Consider the following 18,360-nt stretch of genomic DNA (forward strand, 5'->3'; position numbering starts at 1 on the left):
TTTTTTGACCTAATTTTGAAATTTTAGATAACGAGAAACTAGTATTGGAATGCCTAAAAGAAAAGATTTAAATTCAATTTTGATTATTGGTTCCGGACCTATTATTATTGGTCAGGCTTGTGAGTTCGATTATGCGGGAAGTCAGTCACTTCGTTCTTTGAGGGAGGACGGCATAGAGACTATTTTGATAAATAGTAACCCTGCCACGATTATGACAGACCCTTCCATGGCAGATCATGTATACTTGAAACCCCTGACTACAAAATCAATTGTTGAAATCTTAAAGGCACATCCACAAATAGACGCAGTATTGCCTACCATGGGCGGACAGACAGCTTTGAACCTTTGTATCGAAGCGGACAAAAAAGGTATCTGGGAAGATTTTGGTGTAGAGCTTATCGGTGTGGATATCGATGCAATTAATATTACGGAGGATCGTGAAAAGTTCCGTGAACTGATGTTGAAAATTGGAGTGGGCATGGCACCACAGGCAACGGCAACGTCCTTTCTAAAAGGAAAGGAAATTGCCCAGCAATTTGGTTTTCCCTTGGTAATTAGGGCATCCTATACCTTAGGTGGGGCAGGAGCCTCTATCGTATATAGACCCGAGGACTTTGATGACCTATTGAGCCATGGACTCGAAATTTCCCCAATTCATGAGGTGATGATCGATAAGGCCTTGATGGGTTGGAAAGAATATGAATTGGAGCTGTTGCGGGACAAGAACGATAATGTGGTCATCATCTGTACCATTGAAAATATGGATCCCATGGGAATCCATACAGGCGATTCCATCACCGTAGCGCCTGCCATGACACTTTCGGATAGGACCTTCCAAAGAATGCGGGACATGGCTATCAAAATGATGCGCAGCATCGGGGATTTTGAGGGCGGTTGTAACGTTCAGTTTGCCGTGAGTCCGGACGAAAAGGAAGATATCATAGCCATCGAAATCAACCCAAGGGTTTCTAGATCTTCGGCCTTGGCTTCCAAAGCGACTGGATACCCCATCGCAAAGGTCGCCACGAAATTGGCCATAGGGTATAGTCTGGACGAGTTGGAGAATCAGATTACAAAATCCACATCGGCCTTGTTCGAACCTACATTGGATTATGTTATCGTGAAAATTCCAAGATGGAACTTTGATAAGTTCGAGGGATCAGACCGCACGTTAGGTCTACAGATGAAATCTGTTGGCGAGGTCATGGGTATTGGACGTTCGTTTCAAGAAGCCTTACATAAGGCTACACAGTCCCTTGAAATCAAGCGAAACGGTCTTGGGGCCGATGGGAAGGGATATAAGGATTATGACCAGATTATCAGCAAATTGACAAGCCCTAGCTGGGATAGGGTATTCGTAATCTATGATGCCATTCAAATGGGAATTCCATTGAGTAGGATTCATGAGATTACCAAAATAGATATGTGGTTCCTCAAGCAATACGAGGAACTCTATCAGCTTGAAAAGGAAATATCAAAATATACCATTGCGACCTTATCCAAGGAATTGTTGTTGGAAGCCAAGCAAAAAGGTTTTGCGGATAGGCAGATTGCCCATATGTTGGATTGTTACGAAAGTGAGGTCTACAACAAGCGTACGGAACTTAATGTAAATAGGGTGTACAAACTGGTGGATACCTGCGCGGCCGAGTTCAAGGCCATGACACCGTATTACTATTCCACTTTTGAGGAGGAAATAGAGAAACCGGATGGTACCCGATATGTGGAGAATGACAGCGTGGTCACAGATAGGAAGAAAATAGTGGTGTTGGGCTCAGGTCCAAACCGAATCGGGCAGGGGATAGAGTTCGATTATTGCTGTGTGCACGGTGTGTTGGCTGCTGCCGAATGTGGTTATGAGACCATAATGATCAACTGTAACCCTGAGACAGTTTCAACCGATTTCGATACAGCTGATAAACTTTATTTTGAACCTGTTTTCTGGGAACATATTTACGACATTATCAGACATGAAAAACCGGAAGGGGTAATCGTGCAATTGGGCGGTCAAACGGCATTGAAATTGGCCGAAAAGCTTTCCAAATACGGCATTAAAATTATAGGCACGAGTTTTGAATCCCTGGATTTGGCTGAGGACAGGGGAAGCTTCTCCGAACTTCTTAAAAAGAACAATATTCCGTACCCTAGGTTTGGGGTGGCGGAGACGGCCGAAGAAGCTTTGACGCTAGCGGATGAACTGGATTTTCCATTATTGGTAAGACCATCCTATGTTTTAGGAGGTCAGGGTATGAAAATCGTCATCAACAAGGAGGAATTGGAAGCGCATGTGGTGGACCTGCTTCGGAAAATCCCAAATAACAAATTATTATTGGACCATTATTTGGACGGAGCCATTGAAGCGGAGGCAGATGCCATTTGTGATGGAAAGGATGTATATATCATCGGTATTATGGAGCATATTGAACCCTGCGGAATTCATTCCGGGGACTCTAATGCTACCTTACCTCCATTTAATCTGGGCGAATTTGTAATGCAGCAGATAAAGGATCATACTAAAAAAATCGCTTTGGCCCTAAATACGGTCGGTCTTATAAACATACAATTTGCGATAAAGGACGATATCGTGTACATCATTGAAGCGAATCCCCGTGCTTCTAGAACGGTACCTTTCATCGCAAAAGCCTACAAAGAGCCGTATGTGAATTATGCGACCAAAGTTATGTTGGGCGAAAAGAAAATAAAGGATTTTGACTTTAAGCCTCATTTGGAAGGCTATGCCATAAAACAGCCAGTTTTTTCATTCAACAAGTTCCCCAACGTAAACAAAAACTTAGGGCCCGAAATGAAGAGTACCGGCGAAAGCATCCTGTTCATTGATAGCTTAAAGGACGATGAGTTTTACAACTTATATGCAAGAAGGAAGATGTATTTGAGTAAATAAAATGCGCTAAAAGGCCAAAATACAAAAACCCATACCTTTTCGGGTATGGGTTTTTCTATAGTACTACCATTTACTCACCCTGTCCCAAGGAGAAACCGCGTTGTCCATCAAATTCATATAGGTTTTCCGTTTTTATTACGTCGTATCCATTTTGGAATAGTTTGGATAGGAGGGCTATTACCTGTTCGTATTCTACGGAGGTATATTTAGGTTCCTTTGTATCAGTATTGGATGTATTCGATACAAAACGGCATCTCCAGTGATCTGTACAATATGTTTCCTTAAGTCCCTCGGGAAACACTTTTACGCCCCTATTGGTAATCATTTTAAGCTTCAAATTGTGGGAATTTATTTTGGTTAATCCTTCACCAATGATTTCTGGATCTTCCCCTTTCCAATCGATAAAAACATCTACGCCCACAAGTTGTTTCGTCGCTTCTTTTCTTTTGTAATTAGGGATTTCAATTTTGCCCGTGCCTTTGGATAACGTGCTAGCGGGTAAGTTTTTGGGAGTTTTTCCAAGGCGTTCAATTACAGCGTCCGCGAACTCTTCGGTTCCTACTAATTTCTTGCTAATCTCACTTTGGTATATGTCTCCTGTATGAATCCCGTCCTCCAAGGTGGTCAACCAGGCATTTTTGATGGTATCGGCCACTTCGGTCTGCCCGATATGGGCCAGCATGAGAATCGCGGCATTCAATAAACCGGATGGATTGGCAATCTTTTGACCGGCAATATCTGGGGCAGATCCATGAATCGCTTCGAACATCGCCACCTTTCTTCCAATATTTGCGGAGCCGGCCATCCCAACGGAGCCACCTATTTCGGCAACAATATCAGAAATAATATCCCCGTAAAGGTTAGAAGTAACGATGACATCGTATTCTTCCGGTACGGTAGCTAATTTTGCAGAGCCTATATCAATTATCTGGGAGTTACTTTCAATCTCAGGATATTCCGCGGCAATTTCCTTAAAAACAGTATGAAAAAGTCCGTCTGTAAGTTTCATGATATTGTCCTTGACCATACATGTCACCTTCTTTCGATTATATGCTTTCGCATATTCAAAGGCGTACCGTACGATTTTCTCGCAACCGGGCCTTGTAATCAATTTTAAGCATTGCACCACATCATCCGTTTGTCTGTGTTCTATACCGGCGTAAAGATCCTCCTCATTTTCTCGAATAACAACGACATCCATATTTGGAAAATGGGTCTTTACGTAGGGGTGTAAGGTACTAACCGGTCTTACATTTGCAAAAAGACCAAGGGACTTTCTAAGAGTAACGTTCAAGCTTTTATATCCTTTCCCCTGAGGCGTGGTAATTGGGGCCTTAAGGATAACACTATTTTTGGAAATAGCCTCCCAAGCGGCATCGCTTATTCCGGCACTGTTGCCGGATAAATAAACCTGTTCTCCTATTTCAATGGTTTCGGTTTCAATATTTGCCTTGGCCTCCTTTAAGATTCTTAAAGTGGCTTTCATGATTTCCGGGCCTATACCGTCTCCTTCGGCAATAACTATTTTTGTTGTCTTGCCGAATAGAAATTTTTTCTCGGATGCTACTAAAGGATTGTTTTTCATCTGTATTGCTTTGAATTTAGAGCAAAGATCTTAAAACAAAACCATAAATTTTTATTTATATTTAATATGATATAGATTAATTATTTTTATACATAAAAGCTTAATCCCCTCTTTCATAGCCCCCTAGAGCTATTGCCCCTACTATAAAATTTGGCCATTTTTTCCAAGATGTTAAGCGATAGGACCTTTGGTATTTACAACTCTTGATTTAAAATGGCTATCATCGTTTGTATTCCCTCCCGGTAATTTCCCAACCGTAAGTTTTCATTAGGGCTGTGCTGATTGTTATCCCTATTCACGGTAGGAACGGTAACCGCAGGAATACCTAAGGTGGTGACGAAGGGTGAAATGGGAATGGAACCCCCGCTCATACGAATGCGTATAGGTGTTTCTCCAAAAGCATTTTCCAGGGCCTTGGTCAGCCATACCCCAACCTCGGAATTAAAATCGGTTCGAAATGATTGATAGGAAATTTCATGGATAACGGTAGCGATTTTTGGATGTTGCAAACGCTCTCCCCTTGTCGGTTCACGATCAATGACCACATATCCTTGGGATTTAATATGATCCTTGATCAATGTAATCAATCGTTCCGGGTCCGACTCCAAGACCAATCTCACGTCCAATTCTGCCACGGCGTGATCCGGAACGATCGTTCTTACCTTTTCATACACCCAGCCGGATTGTATCCCCCTGATATTCAAAGAAGGATATTGAATGGCTTCCTGATAGTAACTTCCTACTTTATCCGTTTCCGCAATCTGCAGTCTTTCCATAATCTGTTTTTCGTCATCGGGTACGGCCTTCAATATTTTTTCAGTTGCACCATCGATTTCTATCCCCTCATAAAAACCCTTTATGGTAACGCGTCCTTCATCGTCTTTCATAGAAGCTAGTAATTTGGAAAGGCGAAGTGCCGGATTTGGCGCATAATTTCCAAAATGCCCGCTATGCTGGGGGACAATTGGACCATAGGTCGTTACTTGTAGGGTTGCGATTCCCCTTGCTCCAAACGTCAATGTAGGTCTATTGGTAATATGTCTAGGGCCATCAAAAATGATCAACATATCTGCAGAAAGTTGTTCCTTGTTGCGCAAGACGGCTTCTGGAAGCTGTGGTGAACCCAGCTCTTCCTCAAAATCCATGATGACCTTAATATTATAGTTGGGCGATATGCCGTTTTCATTTGCGGCATCAAGTGCCGTTAAAAACATGGAGACGGGACCTTTTGCGTCGCTTGCAGAACGTGCGAACACGCGCCAATCATCTTGATAGTCCTTGATAGATTCCCAAGAAATGGGCTCCCATTCTCCTGAGTTGTTCAATTTCTTTAGCGTTGGAACATATGGGCTCTGTTGGAACCATTTTGTGGAATCCACGGGTTGTCCGTCAACTTGTAAATAAACAAGAACTGTTTTTTTGGCCTTTCTATGTTTTCGTTCGGCCAATAACAACGGAACGCTGGGAGTTTCCAAACGCTGGGTGGAAAACCCTCTATTTTCGAAGGCATTTTCGCACCATTGTATATTTTTTTCAATATCATCCTTGAAAAAGGCATCGTTGGGTATGCTCAACAGCTCCTTTAACATGGGAAAGGAAGTTAAGGTATATTGTTGGGCCAGTTCCTTTATTTCATCTCTTTGCAGTTTTTGACCGAATTGCCTTTTTGGGATTAGGAAAAGAACCAGAAAAAAAAGTGCGGTAATGCGAGCTAACTTGGACATATGGTGATTTTTCATGAAAAATACGTAAAACGTAGCTTGTAGTGCATCGGCACAAAGAGCATTTTTAATATCAAGTGCCATTAAAATCCCTACAGTGAATTTTGAATTAGTAAGAAAAAGAAAGTATCTAAGGGTTAGGATTAACCCGAAGTGCTAATTTGATTGAAAATGAAATCAATTAAACCATACCGCATACTTCTTACGCCGAAGTTCCAAGGCAAGTATGCGTTCCATTTTCAAGGCATCTTCTTTATTATCAAAAGGTTTTATGTGATTGTAAAGGCTGCCACGAAGATATAGGCCATATTTTTTTACGATACGGGAAGAAATATCCACGCCTTTATTACTTAAAACACCGTTTTTGTGCTGTTCAAAGCGCTCTTTGGGTGTTTTGCTCGTCATCCCTACATACAAACATTCCAGGATACCATTGAACTGCGGATTGGCTTCACGGAACTTTCTATTTTCAGTAAACACTTTCTTGTGAAGTTCTACTACGTAAATGCTGTAAGGCATATTTAAAATAACGAATTACTCCTGTTCCCATTCCGTATGAAAAATACCCTCCCTATCCAAACGCTCATAGGTATGCGACCCAAAATAATCCCGTTGCGCCTGTATCAAGTTTAGGGGCAACCTGCTTGAGGTATAGGCATCAAAATAGGTAAGGGAATTTGAAAGTCCGGGCAAAGGAATGCCATTTTTAGCACCAAATGCGACCAACTCCCTCGCCGAATTCACGGTGCCCTGCACCTTTTCAACGAAAGTTGCCGATAACAAAAGATTTGGTAAGGAAGGATTTGCCTCAAAAGCTTCCGAAATGTCCGCCAAAAGACCAGCCCTAATAATGCAGCCGGCCCGCCATATTTTAGCGATTTGGGCCAAATTTAGATTGTACTCATATTCCTTGGAAGCATCGGCCAATTGATGTAGTCCCTGGGCATAGGTGATGATGAAGGAAAAATACAATGCTTCTTCGGTCATCTTTTTCATTGCGGTCTTGTCCATTTGTTGAACCGCGGGGCGGTCATAGAGGTTATCGGCCTCGATTCGCTCATCCTTTAAAGCGGAAATTTCGCGCATACTTACCGCAATATCTATGGATGGAACAGGTATACCCAAATCCATTGCGTTCTGACTGGTCCATTTGCCGGTTCCTTTTTGCTTCGCCTTGTCCAAAATTTTATCCACCAGTCTTCCATCACCCAAATTGTCCACCTGCAAGAATATTTCCGAGGTGATTTCCACCAAAAAGGATTGCAGGCGCCCCTTGTTCCAAGTATCAAAGGTTTGGTGAAGTTCGTCGTTATTATAATCCGCACCTTTTTTTAGTACATCATATATTTCGGAAGTTAACTGCATTAATCCGTATTCAATACCGTTATGAACCATTTTCACATAGTTTCCGGCCGATTTTGGACCCAAATAAGCTACGCAAGGTTCCCCATGATATTTTGCCGCAACGGCCTCAAATATCGGTTTTACGTGCTGATAGGCCTCCCTGTTTCCACCTGGCATGATGCTTGGGCCTTTTCTGGCTCCCTTGGCGCCACCTGAAACGCCGGCACCGAAGAAATTAATGCCTTTTTTGGATAGGTATGCTTCCCGTCGGTCCGTATCTGTATAAAAGGAATTACCTCCATCAATAATCAAATCGCCTTCATCCAAATTGGGAAGAAGTGATTCAATGACCATATCCACAATCTTGCCAGCGGGTACCAACAGCATTATTTTTCTGGGGATGGCGAGCGCTTCCAAGAAAATCTTGCTATCCGTTGAGGCATTCACTTTGCTGATATCTCCACCTTCCTCAATGAGGGCATTTACCTTCTCCGGGTCCAAATCATTGCCATAAGCCGTAAATCCATTGTCCGATACGTTCAAAATAAAATTACGCCCCATAACGCCAAGCCCCACCATTCCAAAATCATATTTCATATCCATAAAATGTTATTTCCTGATAACTCCTTCATTTCAAAAGTAAGTGAAAAATATCTATAATTCCCTGCATATTCAAACCAACTCATTGGTATTGGCCACAGTTTTCGATACTTTTAGGCTTAAAATATAAAATTGATGAGGAGGAAAACTGAAAATCAAATGTTGGTCATTTTTGGTGCTTCGGGGGACCTGACCGCAAGGAAATTGGTGCCGGCATTGTACAGCCTGTACGTTGAAGGCCAATTGCCCGAGCATTTTGTTGTGTTGGGAACGAGCAGAAGTGATATGACCGATGCGGATTTTCGAAACCAAGTTGTAATAGAAAGTGACTATTTAAAGGAAAAGTTGAAAAATTCTGACGAAGCCAAAACCAAGAAGTTTGCGGAAATGTTTTTCTATCAAGACCTTGGTGAATCCTATGATGTGGATTATTCCCCTTTGAGAAAACGGGTAGGCCAATTGAACGATGAAAAGAGAACACAGGGTAATATTATGTATTATTTATCCACTCCTCCAAGGCTTTACGAAACCATTGCCAAAAACTTAGCGGAGGCTGGTCTTAGCACTCAAAACAATGGATGGAAACGTTTGATAGTCGAGAAACCCTTTGGTTATAGCCTGGAGACCGCCAAAGCTTTGAACCAAGGGCTTCAGGAGCATTTTAAGGAATCCCAGATTTATCGTATAGACCATTATTTGGGAAAGGAAACTGTGCAAAACCTATTAGTGACCCGTTTTTCCAACAGTATCTTCGAACCCTTGTGGAACAGAAATTATATTAAACATATAGAGATTACGAATGCCGAAAGTGTAGGGGTCGAAAAACGCGGTGGATACTACGATAAGTCTGGGGCATTACGGGATATGTTTCAGAATCATTTGCTACAAATAGTATCATTAATTGTCATGGAACCTCCCATTGGCGACAAGGCGGAAGAAATTAGGGACGAGAAGGTAAAAGCTTTGAAATCCCTACGCGTTATGAGGGACGAAAAGATTTTGCATGACCACACGATCCGTGCCCAGTATATGGCCTCTAATATTCAGGGAAAAAAAGTAAAGGGCTACAGGGAAGAAGAGGGTGTAGATCCTGAATCGACTACCGAAACCTATGCGGCTATCAAATTTTATGTTGATAATTGGCGGTGGAAGGATATTCCCTTTTACGTACGAACGGCTAAAAGAATGCCTACAAAGGTAACCGAAGTGGTCATTCATTTTAAGACACCGCACCATCAAATATTTAAAGATTCGGGTATACATAATAAGGATAATAAGCTGATTATAAGGATTCAGCCTGATGAGGGGATCCTTATAAAGTTTGGGGTAAAGGTCCCGGGCCAAGGGTTTAAAGTGGAGCGCGCCAATTTGGATTTTTACTATTCCAGTTTGATGGAAACCCATGTAATGGAGGCCTACGAACGATTGCTACTTGATGCCATGCAAGGTGATGCTACCTTGTATGCCAGAGCCGATGAAGTGGAAGCCGCGTGGGAATTCGTTGACCCTATTTTGGACTATTGGCAGCACGGTAAAGATGTGCGTATGTATGGCTACCCTTCCGGTACTTGGGGACCAAAAAACTCCGATGACCTAATAGAAGGGGAAGGCTACTGGCGCAATCCAGGAGAAAACCTTACTGACGATGAAAATTATTGTGTGCTTTGCTAATCAATTGAAGTATGGAAATGAAGATTTATACCGATAAAAATGAAGTTGCCCTGGAATTCTCAAAATATTTGGCCAATTTCATTGGGCAACGAGATAAAGTACATATCGCCCTTTCCGGGGGAAGTACCCCAAAAATAGTTTTTGATGAATTGTCGACCTCTTTTGTGGGGCAAATCGATTGGCATAAGGTACATCTCTATTGGGGCGATGAACGTTGTGTGCCGCCAACGGATGCCGAGAGCAATTTTAAGATGACCGAGGAGCATCTTTTGTCCAAAATTGATATCCCTGAGGAAAATATTCATCGGATTATTGGTGAAAATAACCCCAAAGAGGAAGCGCATCGCTATTCAAATTTGCTTGAAGAAAAATTGCCCATAGTTGAAGCAACACCCCAATTTGACCTCGTTATTTTAGGGATGGGAAATGACGGGCATACGGCCTCTATATTTCCACATGAAATACACTTATGGGACTCCATGGCAAATTGCGAAGTGGCCATTCATCCGGATTCCGGACAACGCAGGGTCACGATTACCGGAAAAATAATTAACCATGCAAGGGCAGTGGCCTTTTTGGTTACGGGGGCCGGAAAGTCAGAAAAAGTGAGGATTATAACCCAAAGGGAATCGGGATACGAAGCATATCCAGCATCTTTGGTAAACCCAAGTTCTAATGAATTGGTATGGTTTTTAGACGAAGATGCAGCTTCGGAAATTTCTTAGGAACTTAGGACTACTTTACAGTTCTCGTTTTCCAGTTCCGCCAAGTATTTGTCCGCATTGAATTTATAGGATTCAAATTTGGTGTCGCGCTCTTTCGCTTCTAATTTTCTGTATTTGCTTCGGGCGAATCGTCTGACCCCTTGTTTGTCGCTAACGATCAATCCGGGCACGGGTACGCTATTCCCGTTTTCGTCCTTGGCAACCATGGTAAAATAGGAGGAGTTGCAGTGCCTTTTTTCTCCGGTGGTAATATTTTCTGAATCGACCCGAACACCCACCACCATGGAGGTTTTTCCCGTATAATTGATGGAAGCCCTCAAGGTTACCAATTCCCCAACATCGATGGGATTCAAAAAATCCACCCGGTTGACCGATGCTGTTACACAATAACGTTGCGAGTGTTTGGATGCACAGGCAAATGCAATTTGATCCATTAAATTCAGTATGTGGCCTCCATGTACCTTTCCACCAAAATTGGAGTGGGAGGGTAGCATGAGCTCCGTAATGGATACCTGGGAGTCCTTGACACTTTTAAATTCCTGCATCACTTCCTAAAATGTGGAGACTGCTCCTGTTGAACCTGGGTTATGAAGTATTTGGTGTCGCCCAGCCAAAAGAAGGTGGCATAGCGTTCCGTATAATTTACTTTTACATACTGACCTTGGTATTCTTTCAGCTTTTCGATTACCTCCTTATCCTTGTCCAATACAGAAAAAGAGAAAATCTGAGCCCCTGAAATTCCCTGACTAATTTCGCCTTCCCAAGTTTTTACCAATACTCCCTTATGACTGATTTTAATCAGTTCCCCAGAACGCACACCTTCACTGTAGGGAATAAAGTAGATAAAGGCGTAAATGAGAGCAAGTAGCACCGCACACCCCCCAAGAAAAAGAAATAATATTCTTTTCATATTTATTCTATTTATAAGTTTAGTCTAGGCTCTTGCTCCTCCTCAAAATCATCTTCCTTGGCTCTTTTGAGAATAGGTTCCGGAAGCGATTTTTTGGCCTTGGCGCCCATTTTTTTCAGTTTTTCAATACTGGTTATGATATTGCCACGACCCTCGAACAATTTGTTCATGGCACCCTTGTATTCAGATTTTGCCTCATCCATTTTCTTGCCCACTTTTGTAAGATCGTTCACAAATCCTTCAAACTTGTCATATAGCGCTCCTGCCTGTTTGGCGATTTCAATGGCGTTTCGTTGTTGTTTTTCATTGTTCCACATACTGTCTATGGTACGTAAGGTAGCCAATAAAGTAGATGGTGTCACAATAACGATATTTTGTTCAAATGCTTTGTTGTACAAGGTGTTATCGTTGTTTATTGCAATGGCAAAAGCAGGTTCAATAGGAACGAACATCAAAACAAAATCCGGACTTTCCATTTCATAGAGGTCCTCGTATTTTTTGGCGGACAACTGGTCCACATGCCTTCTCAACGAATTAATATGATCTTTTAGGAATTTTTCCTGGAACTCTTCATCGGCATTGATATAACGTTCATAGTCCGTTAAGGAAACCTTGGAATCGACAACCATCTTTTTGCCGTCCGGTAGGTTGATAATGACATCTGGCATGACTCTGGATCCGTCTTCTCGCGTAAAGCTCTGTTGTACGCTATACTCGCGGTCCTTTTCGAGTCCGGATTTCTCCAGAACGCGTTCCAACACCAATTCGCCCCAGTTCCCTTGCATTTTACTGTCCCCCTTGAGTGCTTTGGTAAGGTTCTCCGCTTCTTGGGTGATCTTTAGGTTTTGGGTCTGCAAGTTCAGCAATTGTTCTTTAAGTGCGGAATGTATGCTGATGTTCTCCTTCTGACTTTCCTCTACCTTTTTTTCGAAAAGTTGTATTTTTTCGTTGAGGGGACTTAATATGTTCCTAATGTTTTTCTCATTTCGTTCCGTAAATTTCAGGCTTTTTTCCTCTAGGATTTTATTTGCCAAATTCTCGAACTCCTTGGTGAATTTTTCCTGTAGTCTTTCCACTTCCTCCTTTTGTTCTGAATTCTTCAAATGCAGATTTTCCAAATCAGCCTGATAGCGTACGATTTGATTGCCCAACCGCTCTTTTTCCGACCGGAGTTCCTCCCGCTCGTTCTCAAGGGTCAGGTATTTATTTTCCAATTGCGTCCTGGCAAGTTCCAACTGTCTGTTTTCTTCCTCCAATTTGCTGTGATTGGATTTGGTCTTCAAATTTTGGATATAATGCCCTAAAAAGAACCCTATTGCCAAACAAAGTAGGGATATGATGATATAAAGTAGCGTCTCGTTCATTTTAAAAACTCAGATTCTAACCAAAGGTAAATCAACTTTACTATTCAAAGACCAATGGCCTAGTTTTGTTAGGAGCTTTGGACGATTTTATTCTCCATTTTGCAGTAAAGATACAGGTTACTTCTGAATTCGGAAAGTGCCTGTATTGGCATCAAATTGTACGGTATCCGAAGGAAATAATCTTTCAAACGAGGCACTTTCAATCAGTTTGCATGGCGCATCAAAAGGATTTAAGCTTCCATCAAGAATTAAAATTTTATCACACATCTGAATGGCCATTTCAATCTCATGGGTGGTGAACAAAATGGTCTTTTGGGTGCTATGCGCTATCGATTTTAGAAGCTTCAAAATTGCAACCTTGTGAAAAAGATCTAAATGGGTCGTAGGTTCGTCGAGCAGAATGATATCGGTGTCCTGTGCCAAGGCCCTTGCAATCATTACGCGTTGTAATTGTCCGTCGCTCAATTCATGGCATTTTTTGTCCCTTAGGTCCTTGAGCTCGAGCAGCTCAATGGCTTCAATTATTTTTCCACTGTCAATGGGGTTTAAACTGCCAATCCAATTGGTGTAGGGTTGTCTTCCCAAGGCTACCAATTCTTGGACGGTCAAGTTTTTGGATGCTACGGTTTCCGTGAGGACAACACTGATTCTCTGGGCTAATTGATTGGGCTTCATTTCCCACATGGAGGTCCCATCTATACATACGTTTCCCTCTAGCGGTGGTTGAAGATTTCCAAGCGTTCTCAACAAGGTCGATTTTCCAATTCCATTTATCCCAACTATGGCCGTACACTCCCCCTTATCTAAAGAGAAGGAAAGGTTTTTACACACATCCTTTTTATGATAGCCAATGGACAAACCCCTTACTTCCAGAACCGGCTTAGCTTCCCGTATGTTTTTCTTATCCTCCAATTTAAAAAATCATTTTTCTTTTTCGCATTAATAGCCAAATAACTACCGGTGCCCCTATAATACTGGTTATGGCATTAATAGGCAGAACCGCTGCCTGACCGGGTAATTGGGCTAGAACATCGCATAATAATAGTATACAACTACCATAAATAAGTACGGCTGGAACCAAAATCTTGTGGTCCGTTGTATTGAAAATCTGACGGGTCAAATGGGGTACGGCCAACCCGATGAAAGCGATTGGACCCGTGAACGCGGTAATACTTCCCGCCAATATTCCGGTAGCAACAATGATTATGTAGCGTGATGTTCTAAGGTTTATTCCTAAACTTTGCGCGTAATTTTCACCCAATAAATAACCGTTCAAGGATTTTACCGTACGTATGCATAAAAGTACGCCCACAAAAACCATCGTACTTAAAATGCCCAATTGTGACCATGAAAGTCCGCCCACACTCCCAAAAGTCCAAAAAACATACTGTTGTAACTTTTCTGAACTGGTGAGGTATGAAAGTACGCTTACCACAGCGGCCGTAATGCTTCCAAACATCAAGCCTATGATAAGCAAGGCCATGGTGTCCTTGACCCGTGTTGCCATGCCAATGACCAGAAACAAGACCAAAAAACTTCCCAAGCTGGAGGCAATGGCAAGGGTGATATCGTTAACATAGGTATCGGACAAAACTCCTCCCAACAAGGAAATTCCCATAATCAGTAGCGCGGCTCCTAGACTGGCCCCGGAACTAATACCAAGAACAAAAGGTCCCGCCAGCGGATTTCTAAATAAGGTTTGCATGAGCAACCCGCTTAAGGCCAATCCTGCACCTGCCAAAAGCGCCGTTAGTGCCTTAGGAATCCTATAGCTCCAGATAATATACTCCCAAGAGGGGTTATTGAGTTCCATTCCAACAAGGGCTTTTAGGGTATCCAAAAAGGATATACTAACGGAACCTAGACTTATATTCACCAAAAAACAAAGGAAAAGTATGGCAATCAATAGCGAAAAATGAAGCGTATATGTTCTTGTTTGACTCAATTTATTCCAAAGGAGTAAAGAAAAATAGTTCGTGATCTGGTAGTAAATGTGGGTGAAAAATATGAATGAGGTCCTTGAGTACAAGATCGGGTCTTTGAGGGGCCAGCTCATAATAAAGCACTCCCCCCGTGGCACCCTTGGTTTTTGAAAAGGTAAATATTTTTCGATTTTGTAGGGCATCGAACTGCGCGTAATGTTCACTGGCATTCGTTAATTCCATATAGCTTGTATATTGGGCAGGGGCAATCCAGAAATCGGCATTTTTTCCTTTTTCCAAAACACTTTCCCAACTCAAGGAGAGACTCCCGGTCCCTGGAGTATCAGCCCATAGATAGTCGGCATTGGCATCATGGATAAACTTTGCTGCCCAACTTTCCCCGCCGGGTAAATACCAAACATCCTTGTACATGGCCCCGCTTATAACAGAAGGAGCTGTTTCTGCCGTTTTTGCAATATTTACGGCATTGTGGTAATCCTGTGCTATTTTTGAAAAAATTTGTTCGGCCTCGTGTTCCTTTCCAAAAAAGGGAGCAAAAAACTTGATCCATTCCGCTTTTCCCAATGGACTTTCTTCAGTCCAATCCCCATTGTAAACTACGGGTATATTGGCTTGTTCTAGGGTATTGTAAGTTTTGTTTTGGGCATTTATACTAAAACCAACCACCAATTCTGGCCGAAGTTCCAGCACCATTTCAGTATTTAGGGATTCATTGTTGCCCAATTCCTGTATTTTCCCGGCATCTATTAGGTCTCTGGCATACTTTGAAGATATATACTTCGTATCTGGAAATCCGATAAGTTTATCCAATACACCCAAGGATTCTAGCGCTGGAATGTGTGTTGTGGACGTGACTACCAAATTGGATATTGGGGTCCCTATGATGGCATCGTACGCATTTTTGTCCAACGTTATCGTTGAAAGCCGGTCCTTGGGAACCAAGGCATATGTAAATTTGGACTCGGCATTTGGCCAAGGGGAGGTAATTTTGAGCACTGTAATATCTGGACCTGATTTTTCCATGGTAAAGCCCTTTGCGTATTGAATGGGGACTCCCACCGTATTCTTTGCCCCTTGCGATGCTTTTGGAGTTTCCTTACAACCCCAAAAACATAACAGAGCAACACTATATGCGATTTTAATCGATTTCAATGGGGTCATGACGTTTTAACCAAAATATCGCTGCAAGGTAACAAAAGTCACTTTCTATTTCTACCGAGGATAGTAGCTTTGATGAAAATTCGACTCATGAGGGGATCTTCGAACACCATAATCTATGTCATTGCCGGTATTATTCTATTGCATTTTATTATCGGTTTTATTTGGTTGGCGATTAAAATGGGAAAGAAAAACCACAAATAAATAAATTAGTTTTATTTTCGTCCCGAATTTTGGTTCAATAATCCGTTTTTTACGGACTATTGATTAAAAGGGAATCCCGTGTGAATCCGGAACTGTTCCCGCAACTGTAAGCTAGGCCGATGTATTCGGTACGTTTCGAAATCTACAAACCACTGTTCCAACAGATGTTGGGACGGGAAGGTATTCAAAACGATGCAAGTCAGGAGACCTGCCAAATTCAAACAACTAATGTTAAACTTTCGGGATAAAGGTTTACGTATGGGGACAGACATACTATTCGCTCGAACAAGAGATTAAAAAATGTACAAAAATTTGGTAGGCTTTGGAGCCATGGCTTTGCTGTGCGCCAAAGCGATTGCCCAAGAAGGGCAACCCCTTGGTTACGATCAAAGGGAAAAGGACTCCGTTCAGATTGAGGAATTGGACGAAGTAGTGGTCAGTGACTCCCGTTTTTCACTAAAGCGGGAAAACTCCGGTAAAACGGTCATTAAAATTTCAGCGGCAGAACTGGAAAGAAATCAAGGTCGTACCCTTGCCGAAGTCATCAACACCAAAAGCGGTCTGGAGATTAATGGAACCCGAAGTTTTGCGGGACAAAACCTTTCCGTATTTGCCAGGGGAGGTAACAACCGTCAGGTATTGGTAATCATAAATGGTATCCAGGTCTCTGACCCTTCCAATGTAAATGCGGAATATGACCTGCGTTTATTGAACCTTGCCCAGATCGAAAGTATTGAAATCGTAAAGGGTGCGGCCAGTACGTTGTATGGGAATTCAGCGGCAACGGCGGTAATCAATATTACGACAAAAGAGGCCGATGCCGAAGGATTGAAGCTAGAGGCGGTTTCCAATTGGGGAACCAACCAGTCCCAAGGGGACAGGACCAATACCATTTCCGAGGTATCAAACAATGTAACCATTTCAGGTAAAAGGAAAGGACTTACGTTTTTGGCCTCTGGCGGACATCAATTTACCGATGGACTTTCGGCAGCCATTGGGGAAGAGGCCGATGCTTTATCCAGAATTGACGGAAATTTTAAGGTGGGCTACCAATTTTCAAAAAAACTAAAATCGGAGGCATCGGCTTTTTATACCAAGCTGAAGTCCGATTTTGATAATGGTTTTCCAGTTGAAGATGCCGATTTTCATTTCAATAGCGAACAATCCCGCTTTGGATTGGCTACTACGTACACCTATGGCAATGGAAGCCTACATTTGAATACCGCCTTCAATCAAATTACAAGAGAATTTGTATCGGATTTTCCCAATTCCTTCGATTCAGAATCCTTCGTACTGGATGTATTCAACAAATACACTTTTAAAGAGCGGTTTTATACCATCTTTGGCTTGAATTTGGTAGAAGGCAAAACAGTTTTTTCAGAAACGGTGTCCGCGAGAAACTTGGACCCCTATTTCAACCTTGTTTATATTAGCGATTTTGGTCTGAACCTGAACGCTGGTGCCCGATGGAACAATCACAACGAATATGGTTCGCATTGGATCTATAATCTGAATCCTTCCTATCGCGTAAAATGGGACGAGGGGTATTTAAAGTTTTTGGGTTCTTATGCCACCTCATACATTGCCCCTAATTTGTCGCAGTTGTACGGTCCTTTTGGGGCCAATACCGATTTGCGATCTGAAGAAAACTCGACGTTGGAGGGTGGTATGGAAATAAGACTTTCAGAAAAGTTTAGATTCAATACCGTTTATTTTAATCGGTTGGAAGAAGGAAGAATCGAGTATGTGGTGATTGATCCTGATACTTTTGAAAGTAAGTACCAGAATAGGGAAGGAACAAATAGGGTAGAAGGGATAGAAGTAGAAGTAGCGGCAACACTTTTGGACAATGTACAGTTAAATGCCAACTACACATTTACCAATTTGGATACTGATGTAGCCTTGCGGATTCCCAAGCATAAATGGAATGCCCAACTTGCGTATACCTTTAATCAAGGAACCTATATTTCCTTAAATTATCAACACCTATCCAATCGACTGGATACCGATTTTAATACGTTCACGGATGTGGATTTAGCAGCTTATGGACTTTTGAATGTAACCGCCCAACATAGAATCAGTGAACATGTGCAATTGTATGCCTCCTTAGATAATTTATTCAATGAGGATTATGTGGAACTATTAAACTATACGACCAGAGGGAGAAATTTTAGGATAGGCCTGCGTTTGCGACTATAGTCATTAAAAAAGGCGACCATTTTGGTCGCCTTTT

General features: G+C 42.1%; 14 protein-coding genes and 1 riboswitch. Of the genes, 4 read left to right on the top strand and 10 right to left on the bottom strand.

Translation table 11 applies throughout. The features are described from left to right. Nucleotides 1-49: 49 nt before the first annotated feature. Nucleotides 50-2,902: a carbamoyl-phosphate synthase large subunit gene (gene carB / locus DZC72_RS10735; RefSeq protein WP_125222931.1), complete on the top strand. Its 2,853-nt coding sequence runs from the start codon at nt 50-52 to the stop codon at nt 2,900-2,902. A gap of 70 nt (nt 2,903-2,972) precedes the next feature. Here carB and DZC72_RS10740 read toward each other — a convergent pair whose 3' ends face one another. The 4 genes from DZC72_RS10740 to gndA all read right to left on the bottom strand — a co-directional run bounded on the left by DZC72_RS10740 (nt 2,973) and on the right by gndA (nt 8,155). Beyond that, nucleotides 2,973-4,487, bottom strand: coding sequence for an NADP-dependent isocitrate dehydrogenase (locus tag DZC72_RS10740; RefSeq protein ID WP_125222932.1), 1,515 nt, complete (start codon nt 4,485-4,487; stop codon nt 2,973-2,975). A 194-nt stretch (nt 4,488-4,681) separates the two neighbouring features. Further along, nucleotides 4,682-6,211 carry a M20/M25/M40 family metallo-hydrolase gene (locus DZC72_RS10745; RefSeq protein ID WP_125222933.1) on the bottom strand — a complete coding sequence of 510 codons (1,530 nt, stop codon included), beginning with the start codon at nt 6,209-6,211 and terminating at the stop codon, nt 4,682-4,684. A gap of 174 nt (nt 6,212-6,385) precedes the next feature. Next, nucleotides 6,386-6,727: a GIY-YIG nuclease family protein gene (locus tag DZC72_RS10750; RefSeq protein ID WP_125222934.1), complete on the bottom strand. Its 342-nt coding sequence runs from the start codon at nt 6,725-6,727 to the stop codon at nt 6,386-6,388. Nucleotides 6,728-6,742: 15 nt separating this feature from the next. Then, entirely contained in the window at nt 6,743-8,155 is a 1,413-nt protein-coding gene (gene gndA / locus DZC72_RS10755; protein ID WP_125222935.1) for an NADP-dependent phosphogluconate dehydrogenase, read from the bottom strand. A gap of 132 nt (nt 8,156-8,287) precedes the next feature. Here gndA and zwf point away from each other — a divergent pair, with 132 nt between their 5' ends. Both zwf and pgl read left to right on the top strand, forming a co-directional pair. Beyond that, a complete protein-coding gene (zwf, locus tag DZC72_RS10760) occupies nt 8,288-9,823 on the top strand; it encodes a glucose-6-phosphate dehydrogenase (protein WP_243641717.1) in 1,536 nt (511 codons plus the stop codon). 11 nt (nt 9,824-9,834) lie between these two features. Beyond that, entirely contained in the window at nt 9,835-10,548 is a 714-nt protein-coding gene (gene pgl, locus DZC72_RS10765; RefSeq protein ID WP_125222936.1) for a 6-phosphogluconolactonase, read from the top strand. Here the strand turns inward: pgl and DZC72_RS10770 are convergent. From DZC72_RS10770 to DZC72_RS10795, 6 genes are all read right to left on the bottom strand, one after another. Continuing rightward, the gene (locus DZC72_RS10770) at nt 10,545-11,093 is read right to left on the bottom strand and encodes an acyl-CoA thioesterase (RefSeq protein ID WP_207891744.1); all 549 of its coding nucleotides are present in this window, start codon (nt 11,091-11,093) and stop codon (nt 10,545-10,547) included. The genes pgl and DZC72_RS10770 overlap by 4 nt on opposite strands. Beyond that, the gene (locus tag DZC72_RS10775) at nt 11,093-11,458 is read right to left on the bottom strand and encodes a 6-phosphogluconate dehydrogenase (RefSeq protein WP_125222938.1); all 366 of its coding nucleotides are present in this window, start codon (nt 11,456-11,458) and stop codon (nt 11,093-11,095) included. The genes DZC72_RS10770 and DZC72_RS10775 overlap by 1 nt, the downstream gene beginning before the upstream one ends. 11 nt (nt 11,459-11,469) lie before the next feature. After that, on the bottom strand, nt 11,470-12,822 hold the full coding sequence (gene rmuC / locus DZC72_RS10780) for a DNA recombination protein RmuC (RefSeq protein ID WP_125222939.1): 1,353 nt from the start codon (nt 12,820-12,822) through the stop codon (nt 11,470-11,472). Between the two features lie 117 nt (nt 12,823-12,939). Beyond that, the gene (locus tag DZC72_RS10785) at nt 12,940-13,734 is read right to left on the bottom strand and encodes an ABC transporter ATP-binding protein (RefSeq protein ID WP_125222940.1); all 795 of its coding nucleotides are present in this window, start codon (nt 13,732-13,734) and stop codon (nt 12,940-12,942) included. Nucleotide 13,735: 1 nt separating this feature from the next. Continuing rightward, the gene (locus tag DZC72_RS10790; RefSeq protein WP_125222941.1) at nt 13,736-14,767 is read right to left on the bottom strand and encodes a FecCD family ABC transporter permease; all 1,032 of its coding nucleotides are present in this window, start codon (nt 14,765-14,767) and stop codon (nt 13,736-13,738) included. A gap of 1 nt (nt 14,768) precedes the next feature. Next, nucleotides 14,769-15,926 (bottom strand): ABC transporter substrate-binding protein, encoded by a 1,158-nt coding sequence (locus DZC72_RS10795; protein ID WP_125222942.1) that lies wholly within the window; start codon nt 15,924-15,926, stop codon nt 14,769-14,771. A 214-nt stretch (nt 15,927-16,140) separates the two neighbouring features. After that, a riboswitch (cobalamin riboswitch) is annotated at nt 16,141-16,357 on the top strand. 70 nt (nt 16,358-16,427) lie between these two features. Between DZC72_RS10795 and DZC72_RS10800 the strand changes: the two genes are divergently transcribed. After that, nucleotides 16,428-18,326 carry a TonB-dependent receptor plug domain-containing protein gene (locus DZC72_RS10800; protein WP_125222943.1) on the top strand — a complete coding sequence of 633 codons (1,899 nt, stop codon included), beginning with the start codon at nt 16,428-16,430 and terminating at the stop codon, nt 18,324-18,326. The last annotated feature ends 34 nt before the right edge of the window (nt 18,327-18,360 follow it).

It is taken from the genome of Maribacter algicola (genome assembly GCF_003933245.1).
Lineage (GTDB): Bacteria > Bacteroidota > Bacteroidia > Flavobacteriales > Flavobacteriaceae > Maribacter > Maribacter algicola.

What these genes read in the sequence shown, in the direction of transcription:
- carB (WP_125222931.1), top strand. Translation starts at nt 50, where the DNA reads ATGCCTAAAAGAAAAGATTTAAATTCAATTTTGATTATTGGTTCCGGA.
- DZC72_RS10740 (WP_125222932.1), bottom strand. Translation starts at nt 4,487, where the DNA reads ATGAAAAACAATCCTTTAGTAGCATCCGAGAAAAAATTTCTATTCGGC.
- DZC72_RS10745 (WP_125222933.1), bottom strand. Translation starts at nt 6,211, where the DNA reads ATGTCCAAGTTAGCTCGCATTACCGCACTTTTTTTTCTGGTTCTTTTC.
- DZC72_RS10750 (WP_125222934.1), bottom strand. Translation starts at nt 6,727, where the DNA reads ATGCCTTACAGCATTTACGTAGTAGAACTTCACAAGAAAGTGTTTACT.
- gndA (WP_125222935.1), bottom strand. Translation starts at nt 8,155, where the DNA reads ATGGATATGAAATATGATTTTGGAATGGTGGGGCTTGGCGTTATGGGG.
- zwf (WP_243641717.1), top strand. Translation starts at nt 8,288, where the DNA reads ATGAGGAGGAAAACTGAAAATCAAATGTTGGTCATTTTTGGTGCTTCG.
- pgl (WP_125222936.1), top strand. Translation starts at nt 9,835, where the DNA reads ATGGAAATGAAGATTTATACCGATAAAAATGAAGTTGCCCTGGAATTC.
- DZC72_RS10770 (WP_207891744.1), bottom strand. Translation starts at nt 11,093, where the DNA reads ATGCAGGAATTTAAAAGTGTCAAGGACTCCCAGGTATCCATTACGGAG.
- DZC72_RS10775 (WP_125222938.1), bottom strand. Translation starts at nt 11,458, where the DNA reads ATGAAAAGAATATTATTTCTTTTTCTTGGGGGGTGTGCGGTGCTACTT.
- rmuC (WP_125222939.1), bottom strand. Translation starts at nt 12,822, where the DNA reads ATGAACGAGACGCTACTTTATATCATCATATCCCTACTTTGTTTGGCA.
- DZC72_RS10795 (WP_125222942.1), bottom strand. Translation starts at nt 15,926, where the DNA reads ATGACCCCATTGAAATCGATTAAAATCGCATATAGTGTTGCTCTGTTA.
- DZC72_RS10800 (WP_125222943.1), top strand. Translation starts at nt 16,428, where the DNA reads ATGTACAAAAATTTGGTAGGCTTTGGAGCCATGGCTTTGCTGTGCGCC.